General features: G+C 67.8%; 17 protein-coding genes. 8 read left to right on the forward strand and 9 right to left on the reverse strand.

The window, feature by feature from the left end; genetic code table 11:
• The 7 genes from QZM15_RS28245 to QZM15_RS28275 form a co-directional block, all read right to left on the reverse strand.
• A partial coding sequence (locus QZM15_RS28245; protein ID WP_302107696.1) for a type II and III secretion system protein family protein occupies positions 1-1,703 on the reverse strand: 1,703 nt, incomplete at its 3' end.
• 104 nt (positions 1,704-1,807) lie between these two features.
• The gene (cpaB, locus tag QZM15_RS28250; protein WP_059577632.1) at positions 1,808-2,647 is read right to left on the reverse strand and encodes a Flp pilus assembly protein CpaB; all 840 of its coding nucleotides are present in this window, start codon (positions 2,645-2,647) and stop codon (positions 1,808-1,810) included.
• Positions 2,648-2,682: 35 nt separating this feature from the next.
• The gene (locus tag QZM15_RS28255; protein WP_059577629.1) at positions 2,683-4,083 is read right to left on the reverse strand and encodes a hypothetical protein; all 1,401 of its coding nucleotides are present in this window, start codon (positions 4,081-4,083) and stop codon (positions 2,683-2,685) included.
• A 32-nt stretch (positions 4,084-4,115) separates the two neighbouring features.
• Positions 4,116-4,655 carry a prepilin peptidase gene (locus tag QZM15_RS28260; RefSeq protein ID WP_059577626.1) on the reverse strand — a complete coding sequence of 180 codons (540 nt, stop codon included), beginning with the start codon at positions 4,653-4,655 and terminating at the stop codon, positions 4,116-4,118.
• Between the two features lie 28 nt (positions 4,656-4,683).
• On the reverse strand, positions 4,684-4,890 hold the full coding sequence (locus QZM15_RS28265) for a Flp family type IVb pilin (RefSeq protein WP_060313811.1): 207 nt from the start codon (positions 4,888-4,890) through the stop codon (positions 4,684-4,686).
• Positions 4,891-4,972: 82 nt separating this feature from the next.
• Complete coding sequence (locus tag QZM15_RS28270; protein WP_059577621.1) at positions 4,973-5,164, reverse strand: Flp family type IVb pilin; 192 nt, start codon at positions 5,162-5,164, stop codon at positions 4,973-4,975.
• Between the two features lie 149 nt (positions 5,165-5,313).
• Positions 5,314-5,505: a Flp family type IVb pilin gene (locus tag QZM15_RS28275; RefSeq protein ID WP_006483618.1), complete on the reverse strand. Its 192-nt coding sequence runs from the start codon at positions 5,503-5,505 to the stop codon at positions 5,314-5,316.
• A 1,052-nt stretch (positions 5,506-6,557) separates the two neighbouring features.
• On the opposite strand from QZM15_RS28275, the gene QZM15_RS28280 reads away from it, so the two are divergent.
• From QZM15_RS28280 to QZM15_RS28305, 6 genes are all read left to right on the forward strand, one after another.
• Complete coding sequence (locus QZM15_RS28280; protein WP_060010546.1) at positions 6,558-7,796, forward strand: glycosyltransferase family 87 protein; 1,239 nt, start codon at positions 6,558-6,560, stop codon at positions 7,794-7,796.
• A complete protein-coding gene (locus tag QZM15_RS28285) occupies positions 7,793-9,172 on the forward strand; it encodes a glycosyltransferase family 87 protein (RefSeq protein ID WP_060010548.1) in 1,380 nt (459 codons plus the stop codon). Before QZM15_RS28280 ends, QZM15_RS28285 begins: the two co-directional genes overlap by 4 nt.
• Before the next feature lie 24 nt (positions 9,173-9,196).
• Positions 9,197-10,240: a glycosyltransferase family 2 protein gene (locus QZM15_RS28290; protein WP_059577610.1), complete on the forward strand. Its 1,044-nt coding sequence runs from the start codon at positions 9,197-9,199 to the stop codon at positions 10,238-10,240.
• A 13-nt stretch (positions 10,241-10,253) separates the two neighbouring features.
• A complete protein-coding gene (locus tag QZM15_RS28295; protein WP_059578014.1) occupies positions 10,254-10,637 on the forward strand; it encodes a GtrA family protein in 384 nt (127 codons plus the stop codon).
• A gap of 293 nt (positions 10,638-10,930) precedes the next feature.
• A complete protein-coding gene (locus QZM15_RS28300) occupies positions 10,931-11,434 on the forward strand; it encodes an inclusion body family protein (protein ID WP_059577607.1) in 504 nt (167 codons plus the stop codon).
• Between the two features lie 64 nt (positions 11,435-11,498).
• Positions 11,499-12,038: an AidA/PixA family protein gene (locus QZM15_RS28305; protein WP_302107697.1), complete on the forward strand. Its 540-nt coding sequence runs from the start codon at positions 11,499-11,501 to the stop codon at positions 12,036-12,038.
• Between the two features lie 107 nt (positions 12,039-12,145).
• On the opposite strand, the gene QZM15_RS28310 is transcribed toward QZM15_RS28305, so the two are convergent.
• Positions 12,146-13,087: an ABC transporter substrate-binding protein gene (locus QZM15_RS28310; protein ID WP_302107698.1), complete on the reverse strand. Its 942-nt coding sequence runs from the start codon at positions 13,085-13,087 to the stop codon at positions 12,146-12,148.
• Positions 13,088-13,183: 96 nt separating this feature from the next.
• The gene (locus QZM15_RS28315; protein WP_302107699.1) at positions 13,184-14,305 is read right to left on the reverse strand and encodes a TauD/TfdA family dioxygenase; all 1,122 of its coding nucleotides are present in this window, start codon (positions 14,303-14,305) and stop codon (positions 13,184-13,186) included.
• A gap of 406 nt (positions 14,306-14,711) precedes the next feature.
• Between QZM15_RS28315 and QZM15_RS28320 the strand changes: the two genes are divergently transcribed.
• Both QZM15_RS28320 and QZM15_RS28325 read left to right on the forward strand, forming a co-directional pair.
• On the forward strand, positions 14,712-16,166 hold the full coding sequence (locus QZM15_RS28320; protein ID WP_302107700.1) for an MFS transporter: 1,455 nt from the start codon (positions 14,712-14,714) through the stop codon (positions 16,164-16,166).
• 55 nt (positions 16,167-16,221) lie between these two features.
• Positions 16,222-17,490, forward strand: a complete 1,269-nt coding sequence (locus QZM15_RS28325) for an ATP-grasp domain-containing protein (protein WP_059577592.1) — start codon at positions 16,222-16,224, stop codon at positions 17,488-17,490.
• Positions 17,491-17,493 lie beyond the last annotated feature (3 nt).

Raw genomic sequence — 17,493 nt, forward strand, 5'->3', positions numbered from 1 at the left:
GAGACAGGCTGCACGGCGGCTTGCGGCGCGCGCGGCGCGGGCAGCGCGGCCGGCGCGACCGGGGCTTCCGATTTCGGCGCCGGAGCGGGTGCGGGCCCCTGGGCCGGTGTCTGCGGCGCGGCGGCGGCATCGTTCGCGGGCTGCATCGGCTGGGCGCCTGCCTTGCGCACGCCGCGGCGGCCTTCCATGTTGCCGGTCGCATACACGTCGATTTCGTTCGGCTTCGAGAAGCTGTCGGTCGGCAGCGCGACGTCGGCGGTCTGCAGCGGCTTCACCAGGTGCGGCGTGATCAGGAAGATCAGCTCGGTGCGGTCCTGCTGGAACGACGTGCTGCGAAACAGCGCGCCGAGCACCGGCACTTCGCCGACGCCGGGGATCGCCTTCAGCGCGCCGGTCGCGTTGTCCTTGATCAGCCCGCCGATCGCGAACGATTCGCCGTCGCTCATCTGCACCGTCGTCGATGCGCGCCGCGTCGTGATCAGCGGCAGGATCGACGTGCCGCCGATGTTGGTCGCGCTCAGCGTGACGCCCGTCTGCGACAGCTCCGACACTTCCGGCGCGACCTTCAGGCTGATCCGGCCGTTGGCCAGCACCGTCGGCGTGAACTTCAGCGCGACGCCGAATTCCTCTTCCTGCAGCGTGATCGACGACGTGCCGTTGCCGCTGCTCTGCGGGATCGGGATGAAGATCTTGCCGCCCGCGAGGAACGTCGCTTCCTGGCCGCTGATCGTCACGAGGTTCGGCTCCGCGAGGATCTTGACGAGGTTGTCGGTGTTCTGCGCGTCGGCCGCGATGCTGAACGGCTTGTTGTTCGCCTTGTTGAAGATGGCGCCGCTCGCGACACCGGCGAGCAGGTTGCTGACCAGCGCGCCGCTCCACGAACCGAACCCGCCCTGGATGTTGAACGCGCTGCCCATCTGGTTGATCAGCGTCTTCGACACCTCGGCCACCTTCACCTCGAGCATCACCTGCTGCGGCGACGTGACGTTCAGCATGTTGAGCACGCCGCCGCCCTGCTTGCCGCCGCCCGCGCCTTCGCCCGCGTTGTCGCCGTACGCATGGGCGATCTGCACGGCCTGCTGCGCGGCCTGCGAGCTCGACACGGTGCCGGCGAGCACGATCGTGCCGGCCGCGGTCGACACGTGAATGTCGCGCTCGTTCGGCATCAGTTGCAGCAGCGACGCCTGCAGGCCGCCGGCGTCCGCGCCGACCGCGACGTCGATCACGCGGCACGCACCGCTCCTGCCCTGCACGATCATGTTGGTCGTGCCGACCGCGAGCCCGAGGATGTACAGCGTCTGCGGCGACACCATCGTCGCCTGCGCGACGGCCGGATTGCCGATCGTCCGGTTGCGGACCGGCTCCGGCATCGGCACCAGCAGCGACTTGCCGAGCGGCACCGCGACGCTGGTCGATTCGCGCACGGCGCCAACGCAGTTCGGCCCGCGCAGCGGCCCCGCCGATGCGGCGGGCGCGGCGGCCGGCGCCGGCGACATGCTGATCGTCATCTGCATCGGCCCCTTGCCGACCGCGGCCGGCGCGCTGGCGCCGCCCTTGGTCAGCACCGCCGATTCGATGCCTTCCTGGGCGAGTGCGCCATATACGGTCAGCCATCCCGAACAGAGGATCGCGGCCATCATCGTGCCCCGTGCGACGCGTGTGCGCAGTGGGCCGGTACCTGTGCGTTGCGGTTTGATCTTCATTTCGTCTGATCCCCCGAGAGACCGGCGCCGTGCCGGTTATCGACTTCCAAGGCCGCCGCGCGTTGCCGGCGGCCGGTTTGTTTATCTGGCTGGTTCGATCTGCTTCAGAAACATTCGACGCTGCCCTTCACGCCCGACAGCACACCGACGCAGTCGCGCCGGACTTCCGGCGCCGCATGCGACGCGACGTGCACGCGCACCGGCCGCGCATGGACGGGCGCCGGCGGCGCTTCCGGTGCGGGCGCCTTGCCGAGCAGCGTCATCTTCGTCGCGCCGCCGGTGGCCAGCGTCTTCTGGTCGACCTGGTTGCGCAGCACCAGCGACAGCGTGCCGACGCTGCGTGCGAGGTCGAGCCGTTCGGCCTGGTCGGGCGTGACTTCCAGCGTCACCGCGTTGACCACCTTCGGCGCCGTGTCGTCGCGGCTGACCTGCTGCGCGACGGCGAGCACGAGGATGTGCTCGAGCACGATCTTCGAGATGCTCTGCCCGTCGGTCTTGCCTTGCTGTTCCTGCGTGTTGACGATCACGTCGACGTAGTTGCCGGGCAGCGCGAAGCCCGCGACGCCGACCACGTCGTTCACGCGCACCGTGATCGCGCGGCTGCCGTCGGCGATCACTGCGGACAGCCCGCCCTTCGTGCCGACCGGCGCGAGCTTCGACTCGATCACCGGCTCGCCGCGCGCGAGGCTGGTGCGTACGACGCGCCCTTCGAGCGCCTTCGTATCGGTGAACGCGCCGGTGGGCACGCTGCCCGACGGCCAGCTCACCATGTGGATCTGGTTCGGCCCGAGCGGCTCGCCCAGGTTCAGGTCGGTGGTGGCCACCGCGACGGACGTGACCGAGCTCGTGGATGTCTGCATCAGCCAGTGGGAGGCGAATACGACCGCGGCAAGACCCGCGATCATCGCGACGACCAGCATCATGACCGCTCGACTGTTTTTCATGGCAATGCTCCTCGACGAATCGTGAAAGAAACCGCTCAACCGGTGACGAACGTACGGCCTCCGCGCTCGATGGGCGGCGGATGGCCGCCGTCCCGTTCGGGCGCCGCGCCGAAATAACTCGCCCACGCGTCGTACAGCGCGTCGTGCGTCACCTCGGGCGGATCGCCGCGGTAACGCGCGCCGGCGGCCACGAGGCGCAGCAGGTCCGCCGGGAAGCACGCAAGAAACGCCTTGCCGGTCGGCAGATGCAGCCGATGCAGCAGGAAATCGAAGGCATCGCTCGCCGAGACGAGCCCGAGCGTCGCGCAGGCCGCGTCGTATACCGCGCGGTAGTCGTCGATCGACATCGCGCCGACATGCAGCTTCGAGCCGAGGCGGCGCATGAACGCGTCGTCGCAGAACTGCTCCGGCGCGAGGTTGCTCGAGAACACGGGCCACACGTCGAACGGCAGCACGAAGCGGTTGCCGGATTCGAGCGTCATGAAATCGACGCCGCGATCGAGCGGACGCAGCCAGCGGTTGAGCAGGTCGCGCGGCTCGACGCGCTGGCGGCCCAGATCGTCGACGACGTACATGCCCATGTTCGCCTTCATGTGCGGCGGCGCCTGGTAGAAGCCGGCCGCTTCGTCGCGACGCAGGTCGAGTTCGTCGAGCGTCAGCTCGCCGCCCGACATCACCACCGGCCGCCGGCACAGACGCCAGCGCCGATCGACCGACTGGCCGCCGCACGCGGCTTGCGCATCGACGTGCACGAGCGGGTCGTAGACCTGGATCACTTCGCCCGCCGCGCAGATCGCGTGCGGCACCGGCACGCGGCCGTGCATCAGCGAGCCGAGCCGCTCGGCGAGAAAGGTCTTGCCGCTGCCGGCCGGGCCGTAGATCAGCAGCGGCCGGCCCGCATTCAGCGCGGCGGCCGCCGCATCGAGCACCGCCGTGTCGATCACGACGCCCTCGAACGCGGCCCACACGTCGCTCTGGCCGATGTGCAGCTTGCGCACCGAATGCGCGGCCACGCTCGCGAGATACGCGTCGAGCGTCACCGGCGCGGGACCGCTGTAGCCGCTGCGTTCCCGCTCCTCGAGCGCGAGCACGCGGCCCGCATCGGTCAGGCGGAACGTCACGTCGAGATCGGTCGCGCCGCGATGGGTCAGCTCGACGAGATGCTCGCGCACCAGGAATGCAAAGACGTCGTCGAGCACCGCGAGCGGCAGGCAGTGCCGCTCGACCAGGTCGCCGTACGACGGGCGGCCGAGCACCAGCGTCGACTTCAGCACGAGGCCGGCGACGAACGCCATGCTCAACCCGGTTTCCGCTAGCGAGCGCGGCGCCGGCGGCAGTTGCGCGCCCAGCTTCGTGTGGACCTCCCGCGACGGCAGCGGATCGGGCAGGCGTGCCACCTGCGCGTCGCGTCTCGGTTCGGTATGGTTCGTGTTCATGATCGTTGCGTCCTCGTTTCGGATCCGCCGCGCTATGCGCACGACGCGAACAGCATGCCCAGCGTGCCGGCCGCGATCGCGACGCCGTACGGCAGCGTGCCGACCGACGCGATCTCGACCGGGCCGTCGGCGGCCTCGGCGCGCGCCGCGTGCGAGCGCCGCGCGACCAGCGTGCGCACGTTCGCCCACATCCGGCGCATCCGCCCGCGCAGCAGCGCGTAGGCGACGGCGCCGATCCCGCCGGCCAGGAACGTGGCCAGCACGATGTAAAACGTCATTTCCGCGCCGACCCATGCGCCGATCGCCAGCATCAGCTTCACGTCGCCCGCCGCCATGCCGCGCAGCAGGTAGAACGGCAGCAGCAGGCCGAAGCCGGTCGCGGCGCCGGCGAGCCAGCCGAGCACGCCCGCGGGCACGCCGAGCAACAGGCACTGAGCAACCAGCGCGCCGGCCAGGCCGAGCAGCACGAGACGGTTCGGAATGCGACGGGTCGCGATGTCGGTGCTGGCCGCGGCGATCACGAGCAGCGTCACGCACAACGGAACCGGGTAAGGCGGCGCAACGGGAAACATGGCGAACCTCGCGGGTCGAATCGGTGGATCAGGAAGCCATCGCCAGCGCGGTGGTCACGGCGGTGCTCACGGCCGCGGCGATCATCTCGTACGCATCGCCGAGCGAACCCTTCAGCGTGACGACGCTGCCCAGTACCGCGATGGCGAACATCGACGCGAGCAACGCATACTCGATCGACGTCACACCTCGTTCGTCGGCGATCCAGCGACGGGCGACACGCACGATGGCTTTCATGATGGTCTCCGGTGTCCGGTTGACGGAATCGCCGGGGACGGCTCGAACGCTGCACCAGCCGAGCCGTCCACGGCACGCTCCATCAGATGCCTGCAACCGCCGAATCGAGGTCGGCCGCGATCGTGCTGAACACGGTCTTCAGATCCTTCCCGATGGTCGACAGCGCGAGGATGATGCCGACTGCGATCAGTGCGGCGATCAGGCCGTATTCGATGGCGGTCACGCCGTCTTCGTCGCGAATGAAACGGCCGGCTTGTTGAATGAACTTGGACATGATGTTCTCCTTGCGTGGTGACTTTCAAAACCCTCGCGCACCGGCTGGTCGGACGACCGTGCATCGATACGTCGAGGAATGTCGTTGATGCCGTGTGGCGCCGACGAACGATCCGGACGATTCGGGCGAACCGTTCGCCGTACCGTCCATCAGATGCCTGCTACCGCCGAGTCCAGATCCGCGGCGATCGTGCTGAACACGGTCTTCAGATCCGTACCGACCGTCGCCAGCGCGGCGACGATGCCGATCGCGATCAGCGCGGCGATCAGGCCGTATTCAATGGCCGTCACACCGTCCTGATCCTGGACGAACCACGCGATCTTTTCGATGATTCTTGACATGAGCGTTCTCCTTTCGGACTGCTATGAAATACCCTTCGTCGGTCATGACGTCGGGGGTGGGCACCACCGGCACTACTCTGGAAATCGGAAGCCGACGATCAGTCGCGGAAACGCGGCGGACCACCGCGGTCCATGCGAACGGGTATCGGCGAGACGGAGCATGAGAGACGCGCGTACGGTGCGACCGGCCGGATGAACCGGGCAGGTCGATCGAACTGAACGGCACGACGGCCGTCCGACGCATGGAATCCGGTTGAACGGGAGATGAATTCCCGGCAAAGCCGCAATGTGTCTTTAACGCGGCTTGCGATCCGCGATGTGCTGTGGTCTTTCATTTTTATTCCCCATGTACTGCCATGCCGATTTCTTATTGCCCTGAAGCGACCGGGTCTCTCGGGTCGTTCGACGACGGTTGCCGCGGTGGATCGAACGGGAGCTGCGTGTTCCCCGACGCGCTCCGGCCCGACTTTTTCCGCAGGTGATTCGCGAGCCGGTTCCGCTGCCTGTTGCCCGAACCGCCCGCTCGTCACATCGTCGACTGCCGTGCCAACGCTTACGCAAAGAGCGGACCATCCCGGGCGAAATCGAGACGCACCAAGGGTTTCGGCGATCCACCCGGCCTCCCGCCAACCGCCCGGCCGCCGAAATGTTTCAACTTTGATATATGTGGCGCCGGCGCATGTAGCCGGCATGAAACCCCGTCATCGCGCTGCACAAAGGTCCGAAAAAATTTTCTCGGGATTTTCCCGAACGCGGCGGCGCGCCCGGGCGTCGCGGGTTCCGCGGCATGCCCGGCCGGTAAAAATCGCGGAATGTTTCAGGCCAGAAACACGAATGCCGGCGGCGGCGTTTTCTCATACCAGAAACGGCGGTTTTCACCCGAATCGCTGAACACATTCAATGTCGGCCGGCCGTGCGCGGTTTGCATCACGCGATTTTTTCTTCAACAATGAATTCACCGGACAACGCCATTTCAGCGCGATTCGATCCGCAGGCACGACAACATCGAACGGCCGCGACAGACCACGCGGCCAAACCACAGACGGGGCATCATGTACACAGCCAATCGTGAAACGCGCGATCGCGCCATACGCTGTGCTCAATGGCTGACGGCCGACCGGATCATTCCGTACAGCTGCATCATGCTGATGCTCTTCGTCGCGCTCCTGATCGTCTGGGGTGTCGTGACCGACGGCTTCACGTCGAACGCCACCGCCCGACCCGGCACCGACTTCTCGGTCTTCTGGACCGCATCGCATCTCGTGTTGCAAGGCCATGCCGCGGCGGCCTACGACACGTCGTCATTCCTGCAGGCCGAGTTCGCGCACTTCGGTGCGTATCTGCAAAACCGGCCGCTTCCCTGGCTCTATCCGCCGACGATGCTGCTGTTCATCGCGCCGGTTGCCCTCGTGCCTTTCCTGCCCGCTTACTTCCTCTTTTTCGCGGGCAGTCTTTTATGCTACGCGTTCGCCGTCTCGCGCTTGTCGGGGCTGCGCGCGCATCTTCCCGTGCCGCGCGCCGCGGCGTTCGTCGTCGTCGCGTATTCGGCGGTGTGCATGTCCGCGCTGTTCGGCCAGAACAGCATCCTGACCGCCGGCCTCGCCGCGCTCGCGCTGCATCTGCTCGGCAGGCGGCCGGTGCTGGCCGGCGTGCTGATCGGGCTGCTCGCGATCAAGCCGCAACTCGCCGTCGTGTTCCCGTTCGTGCTGATCGCGACGCGTGCGTGGCGCACCTTCGCGGCGGCGGCGCTCAGCGCGACGCTGTTCGCGGCGGCCGGCGTCGCGCTGGCCGGCCCCGCCGCGCTGCACGGGCTGAGTCATGCGATGGCGACGGTACGCGCGCAGCATTTCATGCTCGCGTCGTACTGGCTCGCGTCGCCGACGCCGTTCGCCGCGCTGCGGCTCGCGGGCGCGCCGGTGGCGGCCGCGCTGGCCGCCCAGGCGGCGGTCGCGCTCGTCGCGCTCGCCGCGGCTGTCAACGTATGGCGCCGCACGCGCGACATGCGGTTGCGCGGCGCGGTGCTGGCCGTCGCCACGCTGCTGACGACGCCGTACCTGTGGAACTACGAGCTGACGTGGCTCGGCATCGCGCTCTTCTGCCTGATCGCGCACGGCCTCGACGAAGGCTGGCTGCCCGGCGACCAGGGCATTCTCGTGCTCGCGTGGCTGCTGCCGATCTTCGAAATGCTGAACCGGCTGATGAAGCTGCCGCAGATCGGGCCGGTCGTGCTGCTCGCGGTGCTGTTCGTCGTCGTGCGCCGCACGGCGCTCGCGTCGCGGAGCGCACGATGAAGACGCCGTCGTTCGCCCGTCACGCGCACCCGAATGCCGATCTGCACCCGGAACTCCCGATCGCCGGCCCGCGCCGCCATCCGCACTGGCTCAATCGCGATCGCGTGCGTCTCTATGCGGCCGCCGTGCTGCTGACGGAGCTGCTGTTCATCGCCATTTACCTGATCCGCGTGCACCTGTCGCACGGCGGCGCGCTGGAGCCGCTGTCGCAGGATTTCTCGCCGGTCTGGAGCGCCGCATGGCTCGCCGCGCACGGGCACGGCGCCGACGCGTGGCATTACTCCGCGCTGTTCGCGGTCCAGAAGCTCGCCATCCCGACGATGACGCTCGCGGACGGCACGCTGCCGTGGCTCTATCCGCCGACGATGCTGCTGCTTGTGGCGCCGCTCGGCTGGCTGCCGTACACGCTGGCGCTCGTGCTGTGGCTCGGCATCGGCATCGCGCTGTTCGCCGCGGCGATGCGCGCGACCGTGCAGCGCGATGTCGCGTGGCTGTGCGCGCTCGCGTTCCCCGGCGCGTTCCTCACGGTGATCGTCGGGCAGACGAGCCTTTTCACCGCGACGCTCGCCGCCGTCGGCCTGCTCGCGCTGAAACGCCGCCCCGTCTGCGCCGGGATCTGCTTCGGGTTGCTGACGATGAAGCCGCAGCTCGCGGTGCTGTTCCCGCTCGCGCTGCTGTGCGCGGGCCAATGGCGCGCGCTGGCCGCATGGGCCGCGACGATCGCCGTCAGCGCCCTGCTCGCGACGCTCGCGTTCGGCGTCGCCCCGTGGATCGCGTTCGCGCACCTGATCGCCCACGTCTACACGATCGTGGGCACCGGTCACGCGAAGCTCGCTCGCATGCCGACCGCATTCGCGCTCGCGACGATGGCCGGCTGGCCCGCGCTCGTCGCGCGCGGCCTTCAACTGCTGTCGGCGGCGGTTGCCGCGGTCGCCGTCGTCTACGCGTGGCGCGGCGCGTGCTCGTATGCCCTGCGCGCCGCGACCCTCGCGTGCGCATGCCTGCTCGTCAGCCCCTATCTGTACGACTACGACCTGACGTGGTACGGCATCGTGATCGCGTGGTACGCACGCTATGCGTCGACGCGCGGCTGGCGGCGCTTCGACCGCGAATGGCTGATGCTGCTGTGGCCGATGCCGCTCGCGGGCCTCGCGATCGTGCCGCACCTGTCGTTCCAGTTCATGCCGCTCGCGACGCTCGCGTCGCTCGCGCTGCTCGTCAGCCGGATCGCCCGGGAAAGACGCGACGTGCCGTCGATGCCCGACGCGCGCGACACCTCGACCGAGACCGGGTTCACCCACCCGCTCCGGCCACACCACCGCCCGGCGCACGGCATGCGCCGCACCGGCCGCCCGTCGCTCGGCGCCGGCAGGTAAAGCGACATCACAAGGGGAATCATCATGCGGGAATCCATCTACACGCCGCTCGTCTCGCTGGTCGTGCCGTTCTACAACGAAGGCGAAGCCGTCGAGCGCTTCTTCGACGTCGTGATTCCGTTGCTGAGCGCGATCGACGCGATCCGCTTCGAGATCGTCTGCGTGAACGACGGCAGCCGCGACGACACGCTGGAACGCCTGGTCCGGATCGGCGCGGCCGAGCGGCGCGTGCGCGTGATCGATCTGACCCGCAACTTCGGCAAGGAGGCCGCGCTGACGGCCGGCCTCGACGAAGCGGCCGGCGATGCGGTGATCCCGCTCGACGCCGACCTGCAGGACCCACCGAGCCTGATCCCCGTGATGATCGAACACTGGCGCGACGGCGCGGAGGTCGTCGCGGCCAAGCGCAGCAACCGCGCGTGCGATTCGTTCGCGAAGCGCACCGCCGCCGCGATCTACTATCGCGTGCACAACCTGCTGTCGGACGTGAAGCTGCCCGAGAACGTCGGCGATTTCCGGCTGATGGACCGCAAGGTCGTGAACGCGCTGCGCAACCTGCCCGAGCGGCACCGCTTCATGAAAGGGCTGTTCGCGTGGGTCGGCTACAAGACCGTGATCGTCGAATATCAGCGCGATCCGCGCAGCGCCGGGCACTCGAAATTCTCCGGCTGGAAGCTGTGGAATTTCGCGCTCGAAGGCATCACCAGCTTCAGCACCGTGCCGCTGCGCAGCTGGACCTACATCGGCATCGGCATCGCGGCGCTCGCGTTCGTATACGGCGCGTTCATCATCCTGCGCACGCTGCTGTTCGGCAATCCGGTGCTCGGCTATGCGTCGCTGATCTCGGTCACGCTGTTCATCGGCGGCATCGAGCTGATCGGGATCGGCGTCGTCGGCGAATACGTCGGGCGCATCTACGACGAATCGAAGCAACGGCCCGTCTACCTGATCCGCCGCCGCTACCAGGCGCACGGCAAGGTGATCGAACTGCCGGTCGCGCGCGATGCACGCCGTCAGCCCGCACGCCGGCGCGTGCAGCCGGCCCGGCCGCGCATCGGCGCGCGCTGAACGCACCGGCGCCATGATCGGCCTGCTCCAGGCCGAGCGCACGCGGCTCGTGCGCTTCGGCGTGTCCGGGCTCTGCTCGACCGCGATTCACGCGCTGGTCGCGACAGCGCTGTTCGCGCTGCGCGATGCGACGCCGGTGACCGCGAATGCGGTCGCGTTCCTCTGCGCCACCGTGTTCTCGTATCTGGCGAATACGCTGTGGAGCTTCTCGTCGACGGTACGCACCCGCAATGCGACGCGCTTTCTCGCGGTCACGCTCGCCGGGTTCGTCGAAACGCTGCTGCTCGCGCGCGCCGCCGAGGCGCTGGATGCGTCGCGCACGACGAGCGTCGTCGCGATCGCGCTGCTGATCCCGCCGACGACGTTCGTGCTGCACCGGCTCTGGACGTATCGGTAAGCCTCCCTTCCCGGCCCCGCCAACGATCGGCCAATCAATTAACAGATTCAATGTCGCGATATTTTTGTCACGCATCGATTCGATTGATTCCGATTTTAAAATTAACCCGATAAATCATTTTATCGGCCTGTTTACTTTTACAGCTTCCACAAGCAATCAAACGGGATAATCTGCATTCGCGGTCGCATCCGCACGTGTCGATATCGGTGAAAAGCCTTGCTGCACAAGGCGATGGTGGCCGCACGAAGCAATTCTCGCAACGATAAGTCCCATTACTTCAAACGGGAGCTTCTATGTCACGCGTTACCGATGTGCTCGTTTCGTTCGATACCGAAACCATCCTCAAAAAATATCCGAATCCCAGCAAGAATCCGGCGGCACCCACGCTGATCGACTGGCACTACGTCTATATGGTGACCAACCAGGACAACGTCATCTCCGGCCAGGCGGGCGGCGAGCTCGACCTGAAGGCGCAGGTCGGCGACCTGATCCGCTGGCGCGAAACGAGCCTGTCGCTGGGCTTCGAGAACCAGGTGGTGTTCTACAAGTTCATCGGCAACGTCGGCAACGACCTGATCTCGACGCCGACGCCGCGCGTCGCGGAGGCGTCGATTCCGGTGCCGAACACCAGCAAGCCCGAAGTGCCGACGTGCCAGAAGGTCGCGAACTACTACTGGTCGTCCGAATGCCTGAAGGTTGGCCGCGTGACCTACCATTTCCTGTTCCAGATCATCGATCGCAATTGCCAGAGCCAGGGCTGCTTCTCGTGGGATCCGTTCATCTCGATCCATAACTGATCGCGGCACGCGGGCGGCCGCACGACGGCCGCTCGTCCCGCCCCTTGTTGCGGAGGACGTGCTCATGTCTGGTGTACGTTGCGATGCGCTCGCGATCGTCGACGCCGTCACGCTGCTGGCGGCCTATCCCGATGCGAGCCGGGACGCCGACGCGCCCACCGTGATCGACGGCCGGCACATCTACGTGTTGAGCCCCGGCGACGCCGGGCAGGTCAGCCACCACGACAACCGGCTCTTTGCCGGCCTGTCGCCGGGCGACCGGCTTCATCTGCGCGAAACCGCGCTGGCGCTGCGCGCGGAGGTGACCGTGCTGTTCGTCCGGTTCGCGCTGAAGGACGCCGGCATCGTCGCGCCGATCGAAGCGGAGATCCTCGACGCCGCCACGGCGGTGCCGAACGGCGACGACCTGCTGCATCCGTCGTGCCAGCCGATGAAGGACCATTTCTGGCGCGGCGAGGTGCTGGCCCCGGGCGCCACCACGTGCACGGCCGATTTCGCGGTGCTCGATCGCGACGGCGCCGTATCGGGCTATTTCCGCTGGGAAACGACGATCGAGATCGCCGGCAGCGGGCCGGACACGAAACAGCCCGGCGCCACACCGTAGCCGGATCGCGACGGCCGTTTCACGTTGCCGGTGAATGCCGACTTCAACGCGATCGGGGCGGAGGACGGCTACGACGACGCTCACGTGCGCCCCGCCGCGTGCCGTACTCAGGTACGCGGCAACCCCGGCGGATTGGTCTGCGACCGGTCGATCGCCTCGGCATCCAGCCGCCAGTGGTCGAGCGCCTTCCGGTAGCTGCCGTTCGCGATCAGCGCATTGATCGCGAGCGTCAGCGGCTCGGCGAGGCCGCTGCCCTTGCGGGTCGTGATCGCGATATCCGCGGTGCGCGGCCAGCCGCCGCTGACGGTGCCGATCAGCTTTGCATCGCCGCGCAGCGACGCCTGGTACGCGAGCATCGAATTCACGCTGAAGATCGTGTCGACCCGGCCCGACTGCAGCGCGACCCAGCGCTCGGCCGCATCCGCGTAATACTGGATCTCGACCGGCGCGAGGCCGCGCGCGACGTTCTGCCGGTTCCATTCGAGCAGGATCTTTTCCTGGTTCGTGCCCGAATCGGTCACGACGCGCAGCCCCGCGACATCCTTCGGTTCGCGGATCGCGGCAAGCTTGCTGCCGGTCTTCACGTAGAAGCCGAGCTGATCCTTCCGGTAGGTCGAGAAGTCGAACTTCTCCTTGCGCTGCTCGGTCACCGTCACGTTCGAGATCACCGCATCGACCTTGCCGGACTGCAGCGCGAGCGGCCAGTCGGCCCACGCGAGCGGCACGATCTTCAGCTTGCGGCCGATGGTGTCCGCGATCAGTTGCGCGAGATCGGGATCGAAGCCGACCACCGTGCGCGCGTCGGTCGCATAGGTGCTGAGCGGCGGCAGGTTCGGCGCGATGCCGATCGTCAGCGTGTTCGCCTCGGCGAACCGGAAGCCGGCCGGCAGCGCCTGCTCGACCGCCGGATTCGCCGCGCCGCGCTGCCGTGCCGGCTGCTCGGGACTCAAGTCGAACGACGCGGCGTGTACCGCGACGGCGTTCGCGGCGATCAGCGCGGCGGCCAGCACGCGGGCGAGGCGTGCGACGGGAAAAGCGTTTCTTCTCATGTCTTGTGGAATCCTGTTTTTATTCGGGGATGCGCGAAGCGGGCGCGGGCAGCGGGCCGGCAACGTTCGACGCCAGTCGCTGCCCCGCCGGGCCGGTCACGCAGGCGTTGCGTCCAGTTCGACCACGGCCGCACGCCGCGGCACCGGTTGCACGACGGGCGACGGAGGCCTCGCGTGCGCCGACTCGCCCGCATACAGCGCCTTCGGGTCGAACACGCGTGCCTGCAGCGGCGTGAACGCTCGGAAATTCCACAGGCTGCGCGCGACGAACACGCGCTGCACCCAGCGGAACGCGCGGTCGTTCTCGTCGTACTGCGGATCGAAGCGGTCGCGCGAATGCAGCGTGAAATGGTTGTTGATCAGCACCAGCTTGCCCGGTGACACCTGCACGCCGAACGACACCTCGCGCACCGCGCGATACAGGTTGGCCAGCGCTTCCTGCGCGCGCGGGTTGACGGCCAGCACCATGTCCGGGTAGAACGCGACCGTCACGCGCGGCGCGTCGAGCGGCCCCGACAGCACCGCGCTCAGGTCGGTGTTGTCGCGCGGCGTGGGCGTCGCGCCGCGCCACCGGTACGGCACGCGGATGATGTAGTGCTCGCCGTAGAGTTGCGCGATATCGTCCGGCGACAGCAGTTGCAGCGCGCGGCGCGCATCGGCGAGCCGCGTGTACGGGCCGCCGCCGGCCTCGCTGCGCACACCGAGCAGCAGCAGCGCGAACGGCGACGTGTCGCCTTCCGGCATGTGCGCCTGCGCGGCGTTCTCGATATGGAAGTCGAGCTCGACCTCGGAGCCGAGGCCCGTGTAGTCGCGCGCGGTCGCCTTGTGCGGCGTCAGGTTATTCACCAGCTCGCGCCCTTCGTGCGCGATCGAGTACGGCTCGCCGGCGAGCGTGCTCAACGCGACCAGCACGTTCTCGCTGAGCACGCCGGCCTTGAACGAACGGCCGGTTTCCTCGAATCGCGGGCTGCCCGTCACGCCGTCGTCGATCGGCAGGTTGTCGATCTCGATCGAGCCGTGCGCGTCCGCCGTCGGCGCCTTCGCCCGGTCGAATGCATCGACGATCCGGTCGGGAAACGCGTTGTAGGCCAGCTTTCGGACTGCGCTGATATAGCCTGCGCCGCCGGCCGGGTCGTAATCCAGCGCGCCGAGCGTCGTGCGGATGTGAGCGGATTCCGCTGCCGTCAAAGCGATGCGTGCATCTGCGAGATAGGTCATAGGTCTCTCGTATAAAGATCTGGTTCGAAGAGCGGCATGGCATCGCCGCCGCGCGCCGCCGTCCTCGGGGCGAAGCGCTCGACAAGACTAGGAGACCGTCATTGCATTTCGAAATGATATTAATTCGATTGCAAACAAAAATTATCGATATAAGTTCAGCAATGCGGACGGAACCGGTTCACCGCGTTTTGTGCCGACCTTTAACACGAATACTTGTTAAAAAATCGTTGCTTATTATTTGTATTCGCCAATGGGTCGATGCTAGTTTTCTGTCGGATTCGACGCTGCGGCCGGCGCCCGACGGGCAGCCGGCTCCCTTGATCCGCCATACGGAAACCTGCCAGATGAATCGATACCGCCTGCCGTCCCGCACCATCCACACGTCCCGCACGCACCGGGAGCCGCGATGAGCGACCGTGCCCCGGCGCTCGACCGAGTCGACCGCGCGTTGCCCGCTACCGCCACCGCCACCACCGGTTCGCCGCGCACGTCGCTGCGCGCCATCCTCCCGACCGTCGCGGCCGCGAGCCTCGGCTTCGCGATCGTCCAGCTCGACGTGACCGTCGTCAACGTCGCGATTCCGAGCCTCGGCCATGCGTTCGGATCCAGCGTCCACGGGCTACAGTGGATCGTCGATGCTTACACGCTGTCGTTCGCCGCGCTGCTGCTGACGTCCGGCACGCTGGCCGACCGCTTCGGCAGCCGCCGTCTGTTCGCGTACGGCCTTGCGCTGTTCCTGCTCGCGTCGCTCGGCTGCGCGCTCGCGCCGTCGCTGGCGGCACTGGTTGCCGCGCGGGTCGCGCAAGGCGTCGGCGCCGCGATGATCCTGCCCACGTCGCTCGCGCTCATCACGCATGCGTGCGCCAACGATGCCGCCGCACGCGTGAAAGCCGTCGCGTGGTGGAGCGCGACGGGCGGCGCGATCAGCGCGGCCGGGCCGACGCTCGGCGGCCTGCTGATCGATTCGCTCGGCTGGCGCGCGATCTTCTTCATCAACCTGCCGATCTGCGCGTTCGGGCTGTGGCTCACGCTGCGCCACGTGCGGGATTCGGCCGCCGCGCGCACACGGCTGTTCGATCCGGTCGGCCAGCTCGTCGCGGTGCTCGTGCTCGGGCTGCTGACGGGCGGCATCATCCGGGCCGGGGCGCACGGGATCGGCGACCCTTACGCGGCCGGCGCGTTGATCGCGTCGGTCGCGCTCGGCGCGTCGTTCATCGCGATCGAACGGCGCGTGGCCGCGCCGATGCTGCCACTCGCATTCTTCCGGATCGCGCGCGTGCCGGGCGTGCTCGCGATCGGCGCGATCACGAATGCGGCGTTCTACGGGCTGATCTTCTCGCTCAGCCTCTATTTCCAGAACGCGCGCGGCTTCACGGCAACCGAATCGGGGCTCGCGCTCGCGCCGCTCACGATCATCATGCTCGCCAACATCGCGAGCGCGCGGCTCGCGGTCTGCCACGGATTCCGCGCCACCGTCATCGTCGGCCTCGCCGTGTCGCTCGCGGGCTACGTGTGGCTGTGGCGGACGCTCGCCGCGCACACACCGTACGCGCTGCTGGCGCCGGGGCTCGTGGCGATGGCGATCGGCGGCGGCATCGCGATTCCCGCGCTGACGTCGACGATGCTCGGCAGCGTCGAGGCCGGCCGCTCGGCCACCGCGTCCGCGATCCTCAATACCGCGCGTCAGGTGGGCGCCGCGATCGGCGTCGCGGCGCTCGGCGCGCTCGTCGCCGGCCAGGGCGCGGCAATCGTGGCCGGCGCGGCGCGCGCGTTCGCCGTCGCGGCCGTGCTCGTCGCACTCTGCGTCGTGCTGGCCGTGCGCTGGCCTCGCGACGCCCGCGATACCGGCACGCGGGCCTGAGCACCTTGCCGCACGCACTCCTTCAACCGATTTTCCATCCGAGCGAGAGGAATCCATGCAGCATCGCTTCATCGATACCGTCCTGATCGTCGACGGCGCATCGACCGCCGCCTACCTGGCCCCCGCGTTTCGCGCATACGGCATCCGTTGCGCGCACGTGATCAGCGACCCCGACCTGCCGGCCATCTACCGCGACCAGTTCGTGCCGTCCGACTACATCCGGCAGGTCCAGCATCGCGGCGACATCGACGCGACGCTCGCGCAACTGGGCGACCTGCGGATCGGCGCGGTGCTGCATGGCCTCGACGCGGCGCTCGAGCTGGCCGACACGCTGGCCGAGCGGCTCGACGTGCCGTATCGCAACCCGCTCGCCACCTCCGCCGCGCGACGCGACAAGTTCGCGATGAACGAACGGATTCGCCAGGCCGGGCTGCGCGCGCCGGCGCACTTCCACAGCACGTCGGTCGATGAAGCGCTCGATTGGGCGCGCGCGCAGCGCACGCTGCCGCTCGTCGTGAAGCCGGCGCGCAGCGCGGGCGTGGCCGGCGTGAAGATCTGCCGAACGCTCGAGCAGGTCGAGGCCGCCGCGCGCGACGTGCTGAACACCCGTTCGCTGTACAACCAGCCGAACGACGACATCGTGATCCAAAGCTATTCCGAGGGGCAGGAATACATCGTCGATTCGGTGTCGTTCGAAGGCCGCCATCGCGTGGTCAGCCTGTGGGAAGTGCATCGCGACCGCACGCACGCGCCGCGGCTCGACAAGATGCTGGTGCTGAACCATGCCGACCCGCGCTACGCACCGCTGCTCGACTACGCGGCCGACGTGCTCGATGCGCTGGACGTGCGCTTCGGGCCGACCCACCTCGAGCTGTTCGATACGGCCGACGGCCCGACCATCGTCGAGCTGAACGCGCGGCTGCACGGCAGTCTCGATCCGCGGCTGACGAGCGCGGTCAGCGGCGAGAATCACGTATCGGCCACCGTCGAAGCAGTGCTGCATCCGGAGCGGCTGTTCGGCGACGTCGCCGCGCCGACGGATTTTCGCGGGTACTGCGGTCACGTGCTGCTGCTGTCGTCGCGCAACGGCGTGCTGCGGCAGGATTTCACGTGGCAGGCGATCCAGGCGCTGCCGTCGTTCGTCGGGCTCAAGCAGTGGATCAAGGTCGGCGACACGCTGCGCGTGACCACCGACCTGCAAACGGCGCTCGGCACGGTCGGCCTGTACAGCCCGACCTTCGAACGGCTGCTCGAGGATTGCCGGCGGATTCGCGAAATCGAGGCCGATTTCTTCGCGGACGAAGGCGCGGTCGCGCCGGTCTAGGGT

Origin of the sequence: Burkholderia sp. AU44665 (genome assembly GCF_030504405.1) — a bacterium.
Taxonomy (GTDB): Bacteria; Pseudomonadota; Gammaproteobacteria; order Burkholderiales; family Burkholderiaceae; genus Burkholderia; species Burkholderia semiarida.

Bases quoted from the DNA above. Each gene is read 5' to 3' on its own strand.
- cpaB (WP_059577632.1), bottom strand. From the start codon at position 2,647: ATGAAAAACAGTCGAGCGGTCATGATGCTGGTCGTCGCGATGATCGCG.
- QZM15_RS28255 (WP_059577629.1), bottom strand. From the start codon at position 4,083: ATGAACACGAACCATACCGAACCGAGACGCGACGCGCAGGTGGCACGC.
- QZM15_RS28260 (WP_059577626.1), bottom strand. From the start codon at position 4,655: ATGTTTCCCGTTGCGCCGCCTTACCCGGTTCCGTTGTGCGTGACGCTG.
- QZM15_RS28265 (WP_060313811.1), bottom strand. From the start codon at position 4,890: ATGAAAGCCATCGTGCGTGTCGCCCGTCGCTGGATCGCCGACGAACGA.
- QZM15_RS28270 (WP_059577621.1), bottom strand. From the start codon at position 5,164: ATGTCCAAGTTCATTCAACAAGCCGGCCGTTTCATTCGCGACGAAGAC.
- QZM15_RS28275 (WP_006483618.1), bottom strand. From the start codon at position 5,505: ATGTCAAGAATCATCGAAAAGATCGCGTGGTTCGTCCAGGATCAGGAC.
- QZM15_RS28280 (WP_060010546.1), top strand. From the start codon at position 6,558: ATGTACACAGCCAATCGTGAAACGCGCGATCGCGCCATACGCTGTGCT.
- QZM15_RS28285 (WP_060010548.1), top strand. From the start codon at position 7,793: ATGAAGACGCCGTCGTTCGCCCGTCACGCGCACCCGAATGCCGATCTG.
- QZM15_RS28290 (WP_059577610.1), top strand. From the start codon at position 9,197: ATGCGGGAATCCATCTACACGCCGCTCGTCTCGCTGGTCGTGCCGTTC.
- QZM15_RS28295 (WP_059578014.1), top strand. From the start codon at position 10,254: ATGATCGGCCTGCTCCAGGCCGAGCGCACGCGGCTCGTGCGCTTCGGC.
- QZM15_RS28300 (WP_059577607.1), top strand. From the start codon at position 10,931: ATGTCACGCGTTACCGATGTGCTCGTTTCGTTCGATACCGAAACCATC.
- QZM15_RS28305 (WP_302107697.1), top strand. From the start codon at position 11,499: ATGTCTGGTGTACGTTGCGATGCGCTCGCGATCGTCGACGCCGTCACG.
- QZM15_RS28310 (WP_302107698.1), bottom strand. From the start codon at position 13,087: ATGAGAAGAAACGCTTTTCCCGTCGCACGCCTCGCCCGCGTGCTGGCC.
- QZM15_RS28315 (WP_302107699.1), bottom strand. From the start codon at position 14,305: ATGACCTATCTCGCAGATGCACGCATCGCTTTGACGGCAGCGGAATCC.
- QZM15_RS28320 (WP_302107700.1), top strand. From the start codon at position 14,712: ATGAGCGACCGTGCCCCGGCGCTCGACCGAGTCGACCGCGCGTTGCCC.
- QZM15_RS28325 (WP_059577592.1), top strand. From the start codon at position 16,222: ATGCAGCATCGCTTCATCGATACCGTCCTGATCGTCGACGGCGCATCG.